Annotated in this window: 13 protein-coding genes and 2 pseudogenes; 2 read left to right on the forward strand and 13 right to left on the reverse strand. The window is 62.3% G+C overall.

What is annotated here, in order from left to right; genetic code table 11:
• Positions 1-797 precede the first annotated feature (797 nt).
• Genes O1Q03_RS27650 through O1Q03_RS27660 form a run of 3 tightly spaced genes read right to left on the reverse strand, consistent with a single transcriptional unit; the run spans position 798 to position 6604 of the window.
• Positions 798-2249, reverse strand: coding sequence for an efflux transporter outer membrane subunit (locus O1Q03_RS27650; protein WP_269507248.1), 1452 nt, complete (start codon positions 2247-2249; stop codon positions 798-800).
• Positions 2249-5386 (reverse strand): multidrug efflux RND transporter permease subunit, encoded by a 3138-nt coding sequence (locus tag O1Q03_RS27655; protein WP_269507227.1) that lies wholly within the window; start codon positions 5384-5386, stop codon positions 2249-2251. Before O1Q03_RS27655 ends, O1Q03_RS27650 begins: the two co-directional genes overlap by 1 nt.
• A gap of 15 nt (positions 5387-5401) precedes the next feature.
• Positions 5402-6604, reverse strand: a complete 1203-nt coding sequence (locus tag O1Q03_RS27660; protein WP_269507228.1) for a MexX/AxyX family multidrug efflux RND transporter periplasmic adaptor subunit — start codon at positions 6602-6604, stop codon at positions 5402-5404.
• A gap of 149 nt (positions 6605-6753) precedes the next feature.
• Between O1Q03_RS27660 and O1Q03_RS27665 the strand changes: the two genes are divergently transcribed.
• The gene (locus O1Q03_RS27665; RefSeq protein WP_269507229.1) at positions 6754-7401 is read left to right on the forward strand and encodes a TetR family transcriptional regulator; all 648 of its coding nucleotides are present in this window, start codon (positions 6754-6756) and stop codon (positions 7399-7401) included.
• A 329-nt stretch (positions 7402-7730) separates the two neighbouring features.
• Positions 7731-9014, forward strand: coding sequence for a M23 family metallopeptidase (locus O1Q03_RS27670; RefSeq protein ID WP_269507230.1), 1284 nt, complete (start codon positions 7731-7733; stop codon positions 9012-9014).
• Positions 9015-9134: 120 nt separating this feature from the next.
• Here O1Q03_RS27670 and O1Q03_RS27675 read toward each other — a convergent pair.
• The 10 genes and pseudogenes from O1Q03_RS27675 to O1Q03_RS27710 all read right to left on the reverse strand — a co-directional run bounded on the left by O1Q03_RS27675 (position 9135) and on the right by O1Q03_RS27710 (position 15298).
• A pseudogene (locus O1Q03_RS27675) lies at positions 9135-10825 on the reverse strand (ShlB/FhaC/HecB family hemolysin secretion/activation protein).
• Between the two features lie 355 nt (positions 10826-11180).
• Positions 11181-12191: a hypothetical protein gene (locus O1Q03_RS27680; protein ID WP_269507231.1), complete on the reverse strand. Its 1011-nt coding sequence runs from the start codon at positions 12189-12191 to the stop codon at positions 11181-11183.
• Positions 12192-12200: 9 nt separating this feature from the next.
• On the reverse strand, positions 12201-12542 hold the full coding sequence (locus O1Q03_RS27685; RefSeq protein WP_269507232.1) for a hypothetical protein: 342 nt from the start codon (positions 12540-12542) through the stop codon (positions 12201-12203).
• Between the two features lie 26 nt (positions 12543-12568).
• Entirely contained in the window at positions 12569-12868 is a 300-nt protein-coding gene (locus O1Q03_RS40265; protein WP_442865860.1) for a contact-dependent growth inhibition system immunity protein, read from the reverse strand.
• A complete protein-coding gene (locus tag O1Q03_RS40270) occupies positions 12801-13058 on the reverse strand; it encodes a contact-dependent growth inhibition system immunity protein (protein WP_442865858.1) in 258 nt (85 codons plus the stop codon). The genes O1Q03_RS40265 and O1Q03_RS40270 overlap by 68 nt, the downstream gene beginning before the upstream one ends.
• A 141-nt stretch (positions 13059-13199) precedes the next feature.
• Positions 13200-13352, reverse strand: a pseudogene (locus tag O1Q03_RS40275) (hemagglutinin repeat-containing protein); the annotation flags it as partial.
• A gap of 33 nt (positions 13353-13385) precedes the next feature.
• Positions 13386-13859 (reverse strand): immunity 42 family protein, encoded by a 474-nt coding sequence (locus O1Q03_RS27700; protein ID WP_269507235.1) that lies wholly within the window; start codon positions 13857-13859, stop codon positions 13386-13388.
• Between the two features lie 189 nt (positions 13860-14048).
• Complete coding sequence (locus O1Q03_RS40280; RefSeq protein WP_442865859.1) at positions 14049-14243, reverse strand: GH-E family nuclease; 195 nt, start codon at positions 14241-14243, stop codon at positions 14049-14051.
• A gap of 24 nt (positions 14244-14267) precedes the next feature.
• Positions 14268-14564 carry a hypothetical protein gene (locus O1Q03_RS27705; RefSeq protein ID WP_269507236.1) on the reverse strand — a complete coding sequence of 99 codons (297 nt, stop codon included), beginning with the start codon at positions 14562-14564 and terminating at the stop codon, positions 14268-14270.
• The gene (locus O1Q03_RS27710) at positions 14564-15298 is read right to left on the reverse strand and encodes a polymorphic toxin type 50 domain-containing protein (protein WP_442865861.1); all 735 of its coding nucleotides are present in this window, start codon (positions 15296-15298) and stop codon (positions 14564-14566) included. Before O1Q03_RS27710 ends, O1Q03_RS27705 begins: the two co-directional genes overlap by 1 nt.
• Between the last annotated feature and the right edge of the window lie 572 nt (positions 15299-15870).

Below are 15870 nucleotides of genomic sequence, written 5' to 3' on the forward strand. Positions count from 1 at the left end.
GATAAAAAAGGCAGCGTGTGATTGGCTCCCGTCCGACACGAGGCGGCATTATCGAGATAACAATGAAAGAATTCTGTAAAGCATTGTTAAATTGAAAATGACATTGTTTGTCTTTCGCGGTTTCGGGTGAATTACCTCTCCGTGATTTTCAATTTCTGCATTTTCTTTTGCAGTCCTTTTTCACTTTTCAAAGTCGCTTGAAAATAAAAGGCTTTTCCATAAAGAGACCGAGAATCACCCGCTATCCCTTGCAGCTTCTGGGCTGGAAGGATGCACATACCCAGCTGACAAAGCCCTGTCCGATACCGCCAGCGTTGTCGAGTCGCAACGAAAACTCCCGGTGATTCTCAAATGACAGGAAATTAATGATCGACTCGCTTAAACCTGAGTCCGGCGCGCAAACGATTGCGATTCGATGCAAACGTTTTGCCGTGACACTTTGCCACCCGCATTATTTTTAATACGTGAATCAATCGAATCGTCAATTCAGATTCTAAAATCGCACGTAATGCCACGCGCGTGCCGAGACAGGCGGCGCATTGATACCGAGGAAGAGAAAGGAAGGCAGTCGGCACGGATACGTGCCGCGTGGCGACGCGATTGGTCGCCGCGCCCATGTCGAGCAAACGCGGCTCTTCAACGTCGACAGCCGGGAGGAAAAACCGGGATGACGACGACGGACGCACGGCTGCGCGCGTCGCCGATGTTTGCCGATGCGTCGCCCGGCAGAAGCAACATCAAGTGAGCGACGACGCCCCCCGCGCGTCGCCGCCGTTCAACCGCTCACGGTGACGACATCACGCGGCAGACGCGCCGGCCGACGCCGACGCCCACCCGCCGCCCAGCGCGCGATACAGCGCGATTGCGTTCGCGAGCCTGAGCGCCTTGAGCCGGATCAGTTCCTGCCCGGACTCGTACGTGCTGCGCTGCGCGTCGAGCAGTTCGAGATAGGTCGCCACCCCGCCCGCATAGCGGCGCTCGGCCAGTTTCAGCCGCGCGCTGTCGGCCGCATGGACGTCCTGCTGCGCGTCCAGTTGCCGGTCGATCCAGTCGCGTGCGGCAAACGCGTCGGCCACCTCGCGGAATGCGGTCTGCACCGTCTTCTCGTATTCGGCCACCGCGATGTGCTTGCGCGCGGTCGCGACATCGAGATTCGCGCGATTGCGCCCGCCCGCGAAGAGCGGCAGCGTGATGCGCGGCGCGAACGTCCACACGCTCGTGCCGCCCGCGAACAGGCTCGAGAACGCGTCGCTGACCGAGCCGTAGTCGGTCGTCAGCGCGATGCGCGGGAAGAACGCCGCGCGCGCGGCGCCGATCTGCGCGTTCGCGGCCTTGAGCCGCGACTCGGCCTGCCGGATGTCGGGCCGCCGTTCGAGCAGCGCGCTCGGTGCGCCGGGCGCCACCGGCGCAATCGCGAGCGTGTCGAGCGCGGTGCCGTCGGCCGGCACGGTGCGAGCGAAGTCGCCCGCGAGCAATTGCAGCGCTCGCACCGCCTGCGCGTGGTCGCGCGCCAGCGCGGCCTCCGACGCACGTGCGGACGCGACCAGCATCTGCGCCGAACGCAACTCGATCGCATCGCTCGTGCCGGCCGCATAGCGACGCTGCGTGAGCGATGCGATGCGCTGCCGCGCGTCGAGCGTGCGCCGCGCCAGCACTAGTTGCTCGTGCAACGAACGCTCCGACACGTACGCACCGGCGACTTCGGCAATCACGCCGATGCGCACGGTACGCTGCGCGTCGGCCGTCGCGAAATACTCGGCCAGCGCCGCATCGGAAAGACTGCGCACGCGGCCGAACAGATCGAGTTCGTACGCGCTGATGCCGACGCCCGCACGATACAGCCCGCTCACCGCGCTCTCGCGCACCACCGGGTCGTACTGGCGCGTGCGCTCGTAGCCGAGATTCGCGTCGACCGACGGCATCAGGTCCGCGCGCTGCACGCCGTACAGCGCGCGCGCTTCGTCGAGGCGTGCGGCGGCGATCCGCAGGTCGCGATTGTTCGCGAGCGCCGCGTCGATCCACGCCTGCAGCACCGGATCGGTGAAGTACGCGCGCCAGTCGTCGAGCAGCGCGGCATCCGCCGACGTCGCGGCGGTGGCCGCGGCGCCGTCGTCGACCGGCGCGTAGCTGCCCGGCACCGGCGCGGCCGGCCGCTCGTAATGCGGCGCGAGCGAGCAGCCCGCGAGCGCCAGCGCCGCGGCCAGCGCCAGTTGACCCTTCAGCGTCGCGCGTACATCCCACGCAAACATCATGGCGAACCCTCCATCGTCGCCGGCTGCGCGCCGCCGCGTCGGTGCGGGCCGACGTCGAACAGGCGCCCGACGATCACGAAAAACAGCGGGACGAGGAACACCGCGAGCACGGTCGCCGTGATCACGCCGCCGAGCACGCCGGTGCCGATCGCCATCTGCGCGCCGGACGCGGCGCCCGACGCGAACGCGAGCGGCAGCACGCCGACGCCGAACGCGAGCGACGTCATCACGATCGGCCGCAGCCGCAGGCGCGCGGCCTCGAGCGCGGCGTCGACGAGCGACATGCGCTGCGCGACGAGATCCTTCGCGACTTCGACGATCAGGATCGCGTTCTTCGCGGACAGCCCGATCGTCGCGATCAGCCCCACCTTGAAATAGATGTCGTTGGGCATTCCGCGCAGCGTCACGCCGAGCACCGCGCCGATCACGCCGAGCGGGACCACCAGCATCACCGCGAACGGAATCGACCAGCTCTCGTAGAGCGCCGCGAGTGCGAGGAACACGACGAGCACCGACAGCGCGAACAGCATCGGCGCCTGCGCGCCCGACAGCCGCTCCTCGAACGACTGCCCCGACCACGCATAGCCGATGCCGGCCGGCAGCTTCGCGGCGATCCGCTCGATCGCGGTCATCGCCTCGCCGCTGCTGTGGCCGGCCGCGGCCGAGCCGTTGATCGTGAACGACGGATAGCCGTTGTAGCGCGTGAGCTGCGGCGGCCCCATCGTCCAATGCAGCGTCGTGAACGCCGCGAGCGGCACCATCTCGCCGCGCGCGTTGCGCACGCGCAGCTTCTTCACGTCGTCCGGATCGAGCCGGTGCCGCCCGTCGGCCTGCACCATCACGCGCCGCACCTGCGTGCCGTGCATGAAGTCGCCGATATAGTCGGAGCCGAACATCACCGCGAGCGTCGTGTTGATCTCGTCCATCGACACGCCGAGCGCGGACGCCTTCGCGCGATCGATGTCGAGCTTCAGTTGCGGCGCGTCCTGCGTGCCCGCGAACATCAGGTCGGTGAGCGCGCGATCCTTGCCGCCCGCTGCAAGCAGCTGCTCGCGCGCGGCGCTGAACGTCGCGTAGTCGAGCCCGCCGCGGTTCTGCAGCCGGAAGTCGAAACCGCTCGACGAACCGAGATCGGGCAGCGCCGGCGAATTCATCGCGAACACCGTCGTGTTCGGCGTGCCCGCGAAGCGCTCGTTGATGCGCGCGACGATCGACTGCACGTGATCGCGCGCGGCCTTGCGCGCCTTCCAGTTCTTCAGCGTGACGAAGATCATCCCGCCGTTCGGCCCTTCGCCGTACAGGTTGAAGCCGCCGAGCGCATACGTATAGGCGGTCGGCTCGTCGCGGCGGATGGCCGACTCGACCGCGCGCACGCTCTGCATCGTTTCCGCGAGCGGCGTGCCTTGCGGGCGGATCACCATCACCATGAAGTTGCCCTGGTCCTCGTCGGGCAGGAACGCGGTCGGCAACTGCGTGAGCATCAGCACCGCGGCCGCGGTCAGCGCGCCGTACACGACGAGCCAGCGCAGCGGCTTCTTCAGCATCGCGCCGACGCGCGTCGCATAGCGCTGCGTCGCGCGCGCGACGAAGCGGTTGAACCAACCGAAGAAACCGCGCTTCTCGTGATGGTCGCCCGACACCGGCTTGAGCAGCGTCGCGCACAGCGCGGGCGTCAGCGATAGCGCGAGGAAGGCCGAGAAGCCGATCGATACCGCGAGCGACAGCGCGAACTGCCGGTAGATGTTGCCCACCGCGCCGCCGAAGAACGCCATCGGCACGAACACCGAGGTCAGCACCACGGTGATCCCGACGATCGCGCCGCTGATCTGCTGCATCGCCTTGACGGTCGCGTCGTACGGCGCGAGCCGCTCCTCGACCATCAGCCGCTCGACGTTCTCGACGACGACGATCGCGTCGTCGACGAGGATGCCGATCGCGAGCACCATCCCGAACATCGTCAGCACGTTGATCGAGAAGCCGGCCGCGTACATCACACCGAACGTGCCCGCGAGCGCGACCGGCACGACGAGCGTCGGGATCAGCGTCGCGCGCAGGTTCTGCATGAACAGGAACATCACGAGGAACACCAGCACGCCGGCTTCGATCAGCGTCGTGACGACCTTGTTCATCGACACGCGCACGAACGACGACGTCTCGTACGGGATCTGGTATTTCACGCCCGGCGGGAAGTACCTGGACAGCTCGTCCATCGTCGCGCGCACGCGCTTCTCGGTGGATACCGCGTTCGAGCCCGGCGCAAGTTTGATGCCCATCCCGGTCGCGACCTTGCCGTTCACGTACGACGGATAGTTGTAGTCGTTGCCGCCGAATTCGACGCGCGCGACGTCGCGCAGGAACAGCGCCGAGCCGTCGGCCCGCGCACGCAGCGCGATCGCGCCGAAATCGGCCGGCGTCTTCAGCGGCGCGTCCGCGAACACCGTCGCCGCGATCGGCGCGCTGTCCGGCACCGCGCTGCGGCCGATGTCGCCGATCGTCACGCGCGCATTGTGCGCACGCACGGCCGACGCGATATCCGACGCGGTGAGCCCGTGCCCGGCCAGCTTCACCGGGTCGGGCCAGATCCGCATCGCATATTCGGCGCCCCAGAACTGCACCTTGCCGACACCCTCGACGCGACGCAGCGCCTGCACGACGTTCGCCGACGCATATTCGCCGAGCTGCACGTCGGTCATCCGGCCGTCGTCGGACGTCAGCGACACGACGAGCTGGATGTTGTCGGCGGCCTTCTCGACCTGGATGCCGTCGCGGCGCACGGGCTCGGGCAGGCGCGCATCGACCGTCTTCAGCCGGTTCTGCACTTCGACGGCGGCGAGATCCGCGTTCACGCCCTGCTTGAACGTCAGGTACAGTGACGCGGCCCCGGCGCTGCTCGTCGCGGACGTATACAGCAGCCCCGGCGCGCCGTTCATCTCGCGCTCGATCAGCGCGGTCACCGATTCCTCGACGACCTGCGCGGACGCGCCCGGATAGGTCGCGTAGATGCTGACGACGGGCGGTGCGATGTCCGGGTACTGCGCGACGGGCAGCGCGCGGATCGCGAACAGGCCGCCCAGCATGATGATGATGGCGATCACCCACGCGAAGACGGGGCGATCGATGAAGAAACGTGCCATGTTGGTTTGAACCGGTCAGGTTTGACGGGCGGCCGCCTGCGAAGCGGCCGCTGACGGCGCCGCCTTCGACGGCGGCGCCTTTTCGACGGGCTTGACGGACGTATCGGGCGCGAACTGCGCGGCGTCGTCGACGATCACGCGCTCGCCGCCCGCGAGGCCGCGCGTGATGCGCCAGTCATGGCCGCTCATCTGGTCGGCCGTGACCTCGACGTCCTTGACCTTGCCGTTCGCGCCGACGACACGCACCGACGTACGGTCGGCGGTACGCAACAGCGCGTCGCGCGGCACGAGGATCGCCCGCTGGTCGACCGCCGCGTCGAGCGCGATCCGCACATACGCGCCCGGCAGCAGCTCGCGCTCGGGATTCGGGAACAGCGCGCGCATCGCGACGGTGTCGGTGGTCGGATCGACCGCGAGATCGCTGAACAGCAGCTTGCCCTTCAGCGGATACGCGGTGCCGTCGGCGCGCAGCAGCGTCACCGCGACGTCGTGCTGCGCGATGCCCGTCGCGCGTCCGCTTTTCACCGCGCGGCGCAACGCATCGACGTCGGCCGCCGGCTGCGAGAAGTTCACGTAGATGGGATCGAGCTGCTCGACGATCGTGAGCGGCGTCGCCTGGTCGTGGCCGACGAGCGCGCCTTCGGTGACGAGCGCGCGGCGCGCGCGGCCCGCGATCGGCGCGGTGACCGTCGCGTAGTCGAGCTGCAGTTGCGCGCGGGCGAGCTCCGCCTTCGCGGACGCGACATCGGCCTTCGCCTGCGTATCGTCGGCGACGGCCTCGGTGTGATCGCGCTCGCTGACCGCGCGGTCGCGCACGAGATCGTCGTAACGGCGGCGCTTGTCGGTCGCCGCGAGCGCCGCGGCCTGCGCCTTCGCGAGCGCGCCCTGCGCGGCGTCGCGCGCGGCTTTCAGCGGTGCGGGGTCGATGCGGAACAGCACCGCGCCCTGCTTCACTTCCTGGCCTTCCTCGTAAGTGCGCGCGGTGACGATGCCCGCGACCCGTGCGCGCACTTCCGCCTGCCGATACGCGTCGAGCCGGCCCGGCAACTCGACGGTCATCGGCACGGCCGTCGGACGTACCGTCACGACCGTCGCGTTCTGAATGGCCTCCGGCGCCTGGTCCTTTGCGCCCTTTCCGCATCCGGCCAGGACCAGCAGGGCCGCGAGCGCGAACAGCGCGAGCCGGGCGCGGCGCGACAACGAACGTTTGTTATTCATGTGTGATCTCGATCGTCTGCCGCCGATACAATGCGGCGGCTCAGGGTGGCCGATTATAATCAGTCACGACTGATTAAATATGTGCATTTGTAATCCATTCGTCATGCTGTCTCAATAAAACGACAGCGAACTGCAAGGACATTCACGACATGGCCCGCAAGACCCGGGAAGAATCGCTCGCCATCAAGCACCGGATCCTCGACGCTGCCGAGCTCGTGCTGCTCGAGAAAGGCGTCGCGCAAACAGCGATGGCGGATCTCGCCGAGGCCGCCGGCATGTCGCGCGGCGCCGTCTACGGCCATTACCGCAACAAGATGGAAGTGTGTCTGGCGATGTGCGACCGCGCGTTCGCGCGCACGTCCGAAGGCTTCGACGCGGGCGACAGTCTCCCAGCGTTCGGCACGCTGCGCCGCGCCGCGTCGCACTATCTGCAGCAATGCGGCGAGCCGGGCGCGATGCAGCGCGTGCTGGTGATCCTCTATACGAAGTGCGAACAGAGCGAGGAGAACGGTGCGCTGCAACGGCGCCGGATGCTGCTCGAGTTGCAGATGCTGCGCATCGCGAAGGCGTTGTTGCGCCGTGCGATCGCGGCCGGCGAACTCGCGGCCGACCTGGACGTGCACCTCGCGGCCGTCTATCTGGTGTCGCTGCTCGAAGGCGTGTTCGCGTCGATGATCTGGACCAACCGGCTGCGAGGGAATCTGTGGAACGACGCCGAAGCGATGCTCGACGCCGGTTTCGATGCGGTGCGCACCGCTGCCGCGCTGCGGGTGCGCGCGCAAAAATTGCCAGACTGACGAAAAATGGCGCAAGAAATGCCGATGCAACCCGATTTACCGCACCGCGAAACGAACGCGCCGACCCTGTTTAAAATTTTTCACATTTGATGGAACGTCGGTAGACTGGCGCTGTCATCTTTCTTTAGCGTCTGTGTGATAAACCGGGTTCGACCCGGCAAACTCACGCCGCCGTTCGAAGCGGGCCTGCCCGCGCGTTGGGTCGAACGGAAACGACACAGGCCCTTTGCAGGGCCTGTTTTGTTGCACGCCCGTCGCCCGCCCCGTCGTCGCCCGACGGATGTGCCGCCGATGGCCCCTGCCCACACCTCTTTGAACCGTTTTCCCGGATGTGGACACCCTTGGTCAAGCCTGCCGCAACCCCTGATGCTTTCGCGCCCGGCCGCGCGCAGCGCTTCGTGCGTGCGCTCGTGCCAGCCGCCGTGCTCGGCGCCCTCGCCGCCTTCGGTCTCGCCGCCGCGCTGCCGGCCGTCTCGCAACTGCCGGGCGCCGTCGATACCAGCACCGCCGTGCTGCCGCAGCGCGTGCTGTCCGACACGCCGTTTCCCACCGCGCAGCACTTCGTGACGAGCGAGCTCGCGCGCACGATCGGCGAGCGCGACGCACTCACCGAACGCAACGACCGGAACCCGCAACCCGGCCTGTTCGCCCCGCTCAGCGCGCACCGCAACGACATGCTCGGCTATGCGAGCCTGTTTCAGTTCGCGGCGCCCGAACACCAGCACGGGATGCGTGCGGGCGACATCGAACTGACGCTGTCCGATACGCTGAACCGCCTGGACGTGCCGCCCGAAGTGCGCATCCAGCTCGGCGATATCGTCACCGGCAAGGTCGCGATGCGCGCGAGCGCGCACCGCGGCGACTACTACCGCGTCGCGTACGACACGGACAACGGCACGCCGCACCTCACCGCGCTCGAGCTGCGCGTCGCGGGCCGCACGTTCGGCGCGATCTGGTTCCGCGCGCCCGGCGCCGAGCACGGCGCGTACTACACGCTCGACGGCGCACCGCTCGAAGCGGCCGCGTTCACGATGCCGGTCAAATGGACGCGCATCAGCTCGTTCTTCGGCGAACGCATCCACCCGTTGTCGCAGGCGATGGCGTTCCATACCGGCGTCGATCTCGCCGCGCCGAGCGGCACGCCCGTCAATGCGGCGGCCGACGGCGTCGTGTCGTTCGTCGGCACCGATCCGGGCGGCTACGGCCACTACGTGATCGTCGACCACGCCGACGGCTATTCGACGTACTACGCGCACCTGTCCGCTTACGCGCGCGGGCTGAAGACGGGTGAGACCGTCAAGCAGGGGCAACGCATCGGTTCAGTCGGGATGACCGGTGCGGCCACCGGCCCGCACCTGCACTTCGAAGTGCGTGTCGCGAACGATCCGGTCGATCCGCTCGTCACGCTCGCGAACGCGCAGACTGGGCTTTCCGACATGCAGCTCACCGCGTTCCGCCAGGAAGCGGCGCAATGGCGCGGCCGCCTCGCGTCGATCAATCCGACGCCGTTCGCGTTCGCGCAGAACGACGGCCCGCTGTGGGGCGACTTCGCGACCGGCCCGTCGACGCTGCGCGCGGTGTTCGATACGCATTACTCGGCGGAACGAAGCTGATTCCGAGGCACGATCCTGATTGCAGAAGAGCGTACGGTCACGACACCGTCAGTTGGTCGCAGGCTTGAGCCAATGGCTTGCGACATGTACGTATCGGAGCAATACCTTGGCTCATTGTCGTCAGAATTGCGCAGTCACCTGAAAACCGAGCGTCACTCGCGCAGTCGGAAAACCCGACGGCTTGTAGACAGGCGTACCCGCGAAGAGATCGTACGCATAGGCTCCGAATCGCGTACCCACGCTACCCTTTATGCCGATCACTGCGCCAGCCAACTGCGTCCCGACGAGGACGACAGGCTGTGGGCCCCATACGCGACCATCGTCGAGTCCCGCATAAACGGCCTGCCCCGTCTCCCCGATGGGCGCCTGCAGTTCGTTGCGCCAGTAGAAGCCGCGTGCCGCGGCTAGCATCGTTTCGCCATCGAAACCGCGCACTGTATAGCGACTGCCAATCGTCAAGTCGTCGATGTAGTAAAGCGTGTTTCCGGTGTACTGGCCGTGGAATGTGCCGACATAGCGGAATGGCTGCTTGCCGATTGCGAACGGCACCGAGAAGTTGGCATCGAGCACCGCCATCTTGAAGCGATAGGTCGGCCCGCCACCCGCCGCCAACGCATCGTCCTGAGCACCCAACCCACCGACACCTTGACGATATGCAAGCGAGCCGTCGAACTGTGCGCCGCCGAAGTAGTGGCGATCGGTCAGGCCGAATTCGATCATCGTATTATTGCGACGCTGCTGTGAGATCTCGGTGTCTTCGATAAAGCTTTGTCCGAAACGGCGCGACAGGCGAACGTACGCGCCGAACACATCGTCCTGACTGCGCGACAGCACGCGGGCCAGCTTGAAATCGACCGTCTTCGAGTTGCCGCTCGCGACGAATGTCTCGTTAACGCCGGCAATCTGCTGGTAGTACGTGTTCGTGTAGGCGGATAGCGTAGCCGTCCAGTAGCCCCACGGAATCGAATAGAAGCCGTTCCAGCCGTGCGAGCCGAGGCGCTTGTCGCCGAATTCGAGATCCTGGCTCACGCCGATGTTGAAGATGTCGTTCAGGCCGAGCGGATTGTCGATGCCGAGCGACAGATTGCCTTGCAGCTTGCCGGTCGCACGCGTGCCGGAGTTGTCGACAGAGGCGACGACGGTCCACGGTTTGCCGCGCTTCACGTCGAGTACGACATCGCTTTCGCCGGGTAGCTCGCCCGGAACGATTTGCATCGAGACGTCCGGCTCGATACGCGTTTCATTTGTTCGAGGCCCTGTTCGAGATCGCGCAGGTTCAGCAGTTCGCCGTCGCGCGTTGGAAACGCGGTCTTCCACGTGCCGCGCAGTTTCTCGTCGGCGAAGCGAACGTGGCGAATCACGCCGGGGATCAGCGAAAACTTGAGGGTGTCGCTCGACAGATCCTGTTCAGGCAGTGGCACACGCGTCGTGACGTACCCGCGCGCCAGGATCGCTTGCGACAGAGCCTTGACGAGGATGTCGAGGCCCTGCTTTCCGATGCACTGGCCAGCGTAGTGCTCAAGCCATTCGCGCGCGAATGCGAAGCGATCCATTGGCAATGCCGAAGCGCCTTGCGCTTTCACGGAAGCGGAAAGCGCATCGGGCACGTCAAGTGCAAACCGCTCGATGCGAAAGCACGGCGTTTCCAACGGTAGCGTGGAATAGCCTGCGTTCGCCGTCACGTTCGATCGCACCCCGGGCGCGGAGACCGCCCGTTCACGCTCACGCGCCTCTTCCTGCTGTCGGGTTTGCTGGTCGTTGCCCGGAATGATCAGGCGAGGAGCTTCCTGGGCCGCCGCACTGGTCACGATAAACAGCAGTGCTGCAGCAGCAGAATTCCCACGGAGAATAGTTCTCGTATGTTTTTCTAGGTATGTGATCGTGGGTCGCAACTGCGCCGCACAGAATTATTGGGGCATCGTCTTTGATCAACTGCCGGCCAGTTCGCGAACGCGAAAATCCAGTTCAAGCGATATTGACCCCAGGAAACAACATTCCTAGCACCCGCCAGCCCGATTATCCTGTTGGGCTCAAGATTCGGACGTGTGGATAAAGGAGAATTTCATAAAGGAAAGCCAATGCAATTAAGGCCCCGGACCCCAACTTATTATCGACGGCATTGTTTCTCGCATTGCTGGATCCTCCAGAGAGAAGAATTGCTCATGTTCACGTCCGCCCGAACAGTCGAGCGAACAGACCGCGCTTCTCTGTCCTTGCAGGCAAAGATGGCCAATGCACGCTCCCGAGATCCGGCATTTCCTCGCGACGGAGACGCACCACTGCTGCCTCCAATACCGGATCCGTATAGAACGGCATTGCGGCCTGGAGGCGCGCATATGTCGGTTGCATCAGCGGATGATCGATGGGCGGATTCTCAAGCCCTCGAATCTCGCGAAGCCGCTGCCAAGCCAGCATCGGCGCTGGGAAACGTGTCAGGAGATGGCTGTTGTTGAATTCGTACCATTGCTTGCGTCTGGTTCGATGCGTGTAAAAATCGCATAGCCAGAGGATGTGCTCTCGCATTGGCAAGAGATCAGTTCCGCGCCAGTGAGTGAACAGTTCATTTAGTATCGGCTGGTTCAAAGAATGAGGTGTTTCTTTATCAGGATGGCTCCAGGCATCGAACGGAATATCCCAGTGGTCAAAGCAGATCTGCAGCAACCAGTGATAAAGCGGGTAATGCCCCGTGTCATAGTACCGCTGCCTCTCATAGAGAATCTTTATTTCATTGGTCAGCAGTCTCGCCTCATCGAGCCAGCCAATACACAGGCAGGCAGACAAGGTCTCAATCGCTTGATTGAACGATGCTCGAAAATCGGTTCGAGTGGAATCGATCTGCTTATACTGTTCAATTCTTGTGCGCCAGTACTGGTAGCCGAAGCTTTCTGCCAGCAATCCTTTCCACTCAGACTCCTCATGGGAAGAAAACATGAGCCTTACGGCTTCGGATTTTTCCTTTTGAGCGCAAACCAGTGAGGTACTAACCCCGTGAGAAAGGTATTTTGCCGGAGAAGTCCCAGATACATCTGTAAATGGATTTTCACCACGTGCATATGCCTCCAGGTCCTGTCGACGCGGCTCCCATATGTTCTGTCGCAACTGCTCCCAACTCTTCTCAATTTCGGACAGAAGTTGATCTTCGGTCTCCCAACGGGGATAGATACCAAGGCGTTTCATTCACTTTTCTCACGGTGCAGGCGGCCACGGCAAAAGGCCAGCGGTCACTGAACCTGTTGCCCCTGGGCGCGGAATTCGGACCTGCATGACATTGTGGCTAACTGCGTACCCTTCGTCCTGCGCTTGACCGATCCGGTTCGCAAGGGCCTGCATGTCGCCTGGGAGTTGCTGCTTATTCAGGACCCCAGTCGATGCTTGAGCAACCCAGTCATTGAATCGATTGGTGAGGTTGTCTTCTGGCGTTATCGGAATCCGATCACCGGTCACGGTTTTCACCTCGACATGATAAATCGTCCTGGTTTGCTGATCGATATAGACCAGATCAATGCTCGTGGATGTTGTTGTTATCAATGGGGTTCGTCGATTTATGGAATGCATCAGTCCAACGCGACTCGCAGAGCAGCGCCGATTTCTGCTTCTGGGGAATCGAATGGAAGGATGACTTTGGCGTCGTCGCCCAACCCTTCCCACGCTTCGAGCTTCTCATGACGGTTTGGATCAAGCCTTAGAACACCGTCAACGACTTTTGCGTGACACAAGATCATTTTCTTGAACAGGGCTTGCTTGGTTTTGTACCCAAACCGTGTAAGAAGGCCATCGACCCACTTCTTATAGTTCTCTCCAACCAGCCGAAAGTCGAAGAAAAGCTGATTTTCCGCACGTTGCTGTGGGGTAATGAAACGACTTTTTCAACAACGCATCGTTGAGACAACGACCGAGTGTTTCGTCATCAGCATCTGTGTCGAGAAAATATGCACCGCCATCCGGATCTGCGATTGAAACGCCATATCCAGACTGCGTTCCAATGAAAATGAAATCTCGATTTCGATAAATGGCCGCACCGCGCCAAGGTTTAACGTCACTCAATTCACTTCCCCTTTACCGTTGTCACAACAACCTTAACTCTCACCGTACTGGATAGCCCGATTGATCTGCTCCCACTGCACCGCGTTTGTTTGTTCCGCACTGCAAGTTGCCCGCCACGCTCGACACGCAAGGCGGCGGGCAAACGCGCACCGAAACGCCGGCATTCTGTTGTTTCGAGCCGTAATGGTCCTTGTCTTGCAGACTCTCGATGTTCCGATTGCCGCCAACATCGGCGACCACCTGCTTGCCCGACGCGATTGCGCCCTTCAGATTCGTATCACCGCCTGACTGGAGCGCGCGGCGAACCTCAACGCACAATCAATCCTTCTATACCGTTAACTTCTCAATCGCACCCCTCACGACGTCTTGAAATTCTCCGCGCTTCAAAATAACTTGCCGAACACTGCTGAGGTCTTCCTTGAAACCAGAGATTAGCTTCGCGTGCTCTCCAAGCTCCACAAGAAACAGGTAATACCCTTCATCAGATAGGCTTTCCGGCGATACAAGATACGTGAAATCGCTGACTTCGGCATCGGAATCAAGTGAAGGGAAAGCAAGCTTGCAAAGCCGCTGATATGCGAACCACGGCGGCAAATTAAACATTTCCTCGTTTTCGACAGGATGATTCATGATGCTCATCAAACTTAGCCGATGAAGATCAGCTCCCAGCGTAGAGCGCAGCGACCAAATTAGCTCTCCTGCGATGAAGCAGCCAAAGCATCCATTCTTGAAACTATCGGTCGACCAAGAGTCAACTGAGTCGAACCAAATGGCGAATGTGTCAGGGTTGCCAGATAACATTCACTTCTCCTTAAAACCGAGCGATCGTCTGACGTCCGTCGGAATCCTCGAAATGTTGAGCGGTGCGGACGAATCGCCAGTAGAGCCGGACCAATGATAAATGCCGTTTCCATCCGAGTAGAACCGATTGATGTTGCCGCGCGAGTCGATAAATCCAGCCCGTTGGCATCGTCGCGGATAATTGTCATTTCATTGTCCTGCCGGTTTGTCACCGCGCAAGCTATTGCAGCTCGAGCATTCCAGACGTGAGCATTTGTTGCACTCATCAGCGACCTGGTCGGTCGTCATACCCGAAAGATCTCGCGGGCTCCACGGAGGCCGGTGGTCGACGTCCCAATCTCGCCGACTTTGTCCGCGAGGAATCGTTACATTTTTTTGCGGCAAAAGTAGATCGTTCTCGACTATGAATCATTCCTTTCGTTGATAGGCATGTAGTTCTAATGAACTATCACGAAACGGCTGCGGTACATCGATCCGAATGCAGTGCATATCGACCAATTCATGCTCAAAGTGCGATGCCAATTCAGATCCAACCTCATCCATCGCATCCCGATCGCTGTCGGCTATCGGTCCATCAAACACCACTTGGACCGTTATATCTTCACCTTCAACGGCACAGCTCACAGCTCGGATATTGGCGCTGACGTATCCGAGTAAGGATGATTGCAGCGCCAGCAACAGTCGAATTCGAAACTCGTTAGTCATTAGGGCCTCCCAGGAACAATATGAACGCCGTCCTTACTGTAGTGAATAATACCGTTCGTCGTTGGCATCTTTTCGCCTGTAACCGGATCAACGTAATTTCCAATAACTTTCCCGAAGTTCACGCGTTCTCGATAGCCGGGCTGGCCAGGCGCGACATTGTTTGCGGGCTGCCCAGTTCCTGCATAGTCGTCCACAAGCTTTTGAGGATCAGGGTATGACAATTCGCTTCGGCCAGGAATGAAGTTATTGTGATCCGGCTGATGCTTGCCCTGCTTGCCAGCGTCAATTACTGGCGTATCCGCACCCTTGACAGCCGTAGTGATGTAGTCTACAAGCCCCTTGACCTGGTCTGGAATGATCTCTGTAATCCAGTCGCCGATGGTCTTCGCATCCGGCATCGGATAGATCAACGCACCGGTCGGCTTGATCATCGAATCAAGTGCCGTGGCCGGATCTGCAATCACACCATCACCCTTGCCTGCTGTCTCGCCCTTATACCCCGGCAGCTTGAATCCAGCGAGCCAGCCTGGAGCGGGCGCCATCGGTGAAATCTGATTGTTCTCCACCTCGATTTTGCCAGCGCCGGTCGCCGTTGCCACATTCTGGCCCGACACGGCGGCGACACCTGCAACGAGGCTGGCCACCAAATTGTCGCGTGCTTCGCGCTCCGATGCAGACAAGTTCGTCGACGGCGCGAGTAGGCTACCGAGCACCGAACTGCTCGCCGCTCCCATCGCTCCCGCACCACAATTCTGGGTGCTGGCAGCCGCACCGGCACATCTGACGATCGCGTGAAGCGCAGCACGCGCTTCTTCGCTACCAAGGTTGTCGGCAATCTGCTTCACCTGATTGGCGCCAAGCTCTTGCAGGTAGGCCACTGTCGCATTCTGCGCGAATTGGCCAAGGCCACCCGTTACGTTGCCGCCCGCCGCCACTGACAGGGCCGTAAGCACCTGACGATACGTGCCGCCCGGTCCCCAGTTGGCGTTCAGTTCATCTGCGCGCTGCTGGGCCGCAGCGCGCTGTTCCGGCGTCAGATTCGGGTTATTCGCGGCCGCCTTCGCTGCGTCGGCTTCCGCCGCGCGATTCGCGACGAATGTCCCCGCCTGATTAATGAACTGGCTCGTGATGTCGAACCCTGCCTGGATCTTGTCCTTGTCGAAAATCGGCGCGAGCGCCCCTCCCGTATTCGAGGTATCGCGATTGATGTTCGCCACGGTTTCTGCGGCACTCTGCCCCGTCAACTGCTGCTGCTTCGCGTCGTCGGTAATCGTAAGCGTGCCGCCGCCGACACCGCTCCTGGTCG

Source organism: Burkholderia sp. IMCC1007, from assembly GCF_027257875.1.
Classification (GTDB): domain Bacteria; phylum Pseudomonadota; class Gammaproteobacteria; order Burkholderiales; family Burkholderiaceae; genus Burkholderia.

Bases quoted from the DNA above. Each gene is read 5' to 3' on its own strand.
- O1Q03_RS27650 (WP_269507248.1), bottom strand. From the start codon at position 2,249: ATGTTTGCGTGGGATGTACGCGCGACGCTGAAGGGTCAACTGGCGCTG.
- O1Q03_RS27655 (WP_269507227.1), bottom strand. From the start codon at position 5,386: ATGGCACGTTTCTTCATCGATCGCCCCGTCTTCGCGTGGGTGATCGCC.
- O1Q03_RS27660 (WP_269507228.1), bottom strand. From the start codon at position 6,604: ATGAATAACAAACGTTCGTTGTCGCGCCGCGCCCGGCTCGCGCTGTTC.
- O1Q03_RS27665 (WP_269507229.1), top strand. From the start codon at position 6,754: ATGGCCCGCAAGACCCGGGAAGAATCGCTCGCCATCAAGCACCGGATC.
- O1Q03_RS27670 (WP_269507230.1), top strand. From the start codon at position 7,731: ATGTGGACACCCTTGGTCAAGCCTGCCGCAACCCCTGATGCTTTCGCG.
- O1Q03_RS27680 (WP_269507231.1), bottom strand. From the start codon at position 12,191: ATGAAACGCCTTGGTATCTATCCCCGTTGGGAGACCGAAGATCAACTT.
- O1Q03_RS27700 (WP_269507235.1), bottom strand. From the start codon at position 13,859: ATGTTATCTGGCAACCCTGACACATTCGCCATTTGGTTCGACTCAGTT.
- O1Q03_RS27705 (WP_269507236.1), bottom strand. From the start codon at position 14,564: ATGACTAACGAGTTTCGAATTCGACTGTTGCTGGCGCTGCAATCATCC.
- O1Q03_RS27710 (WP_442865861.1), bottom strand. From the start codon at position 15,298: ATGGGAGCGGCGAGCAGTTCGGTGCTCGGTAGCCTACTCGCGCCGTCG.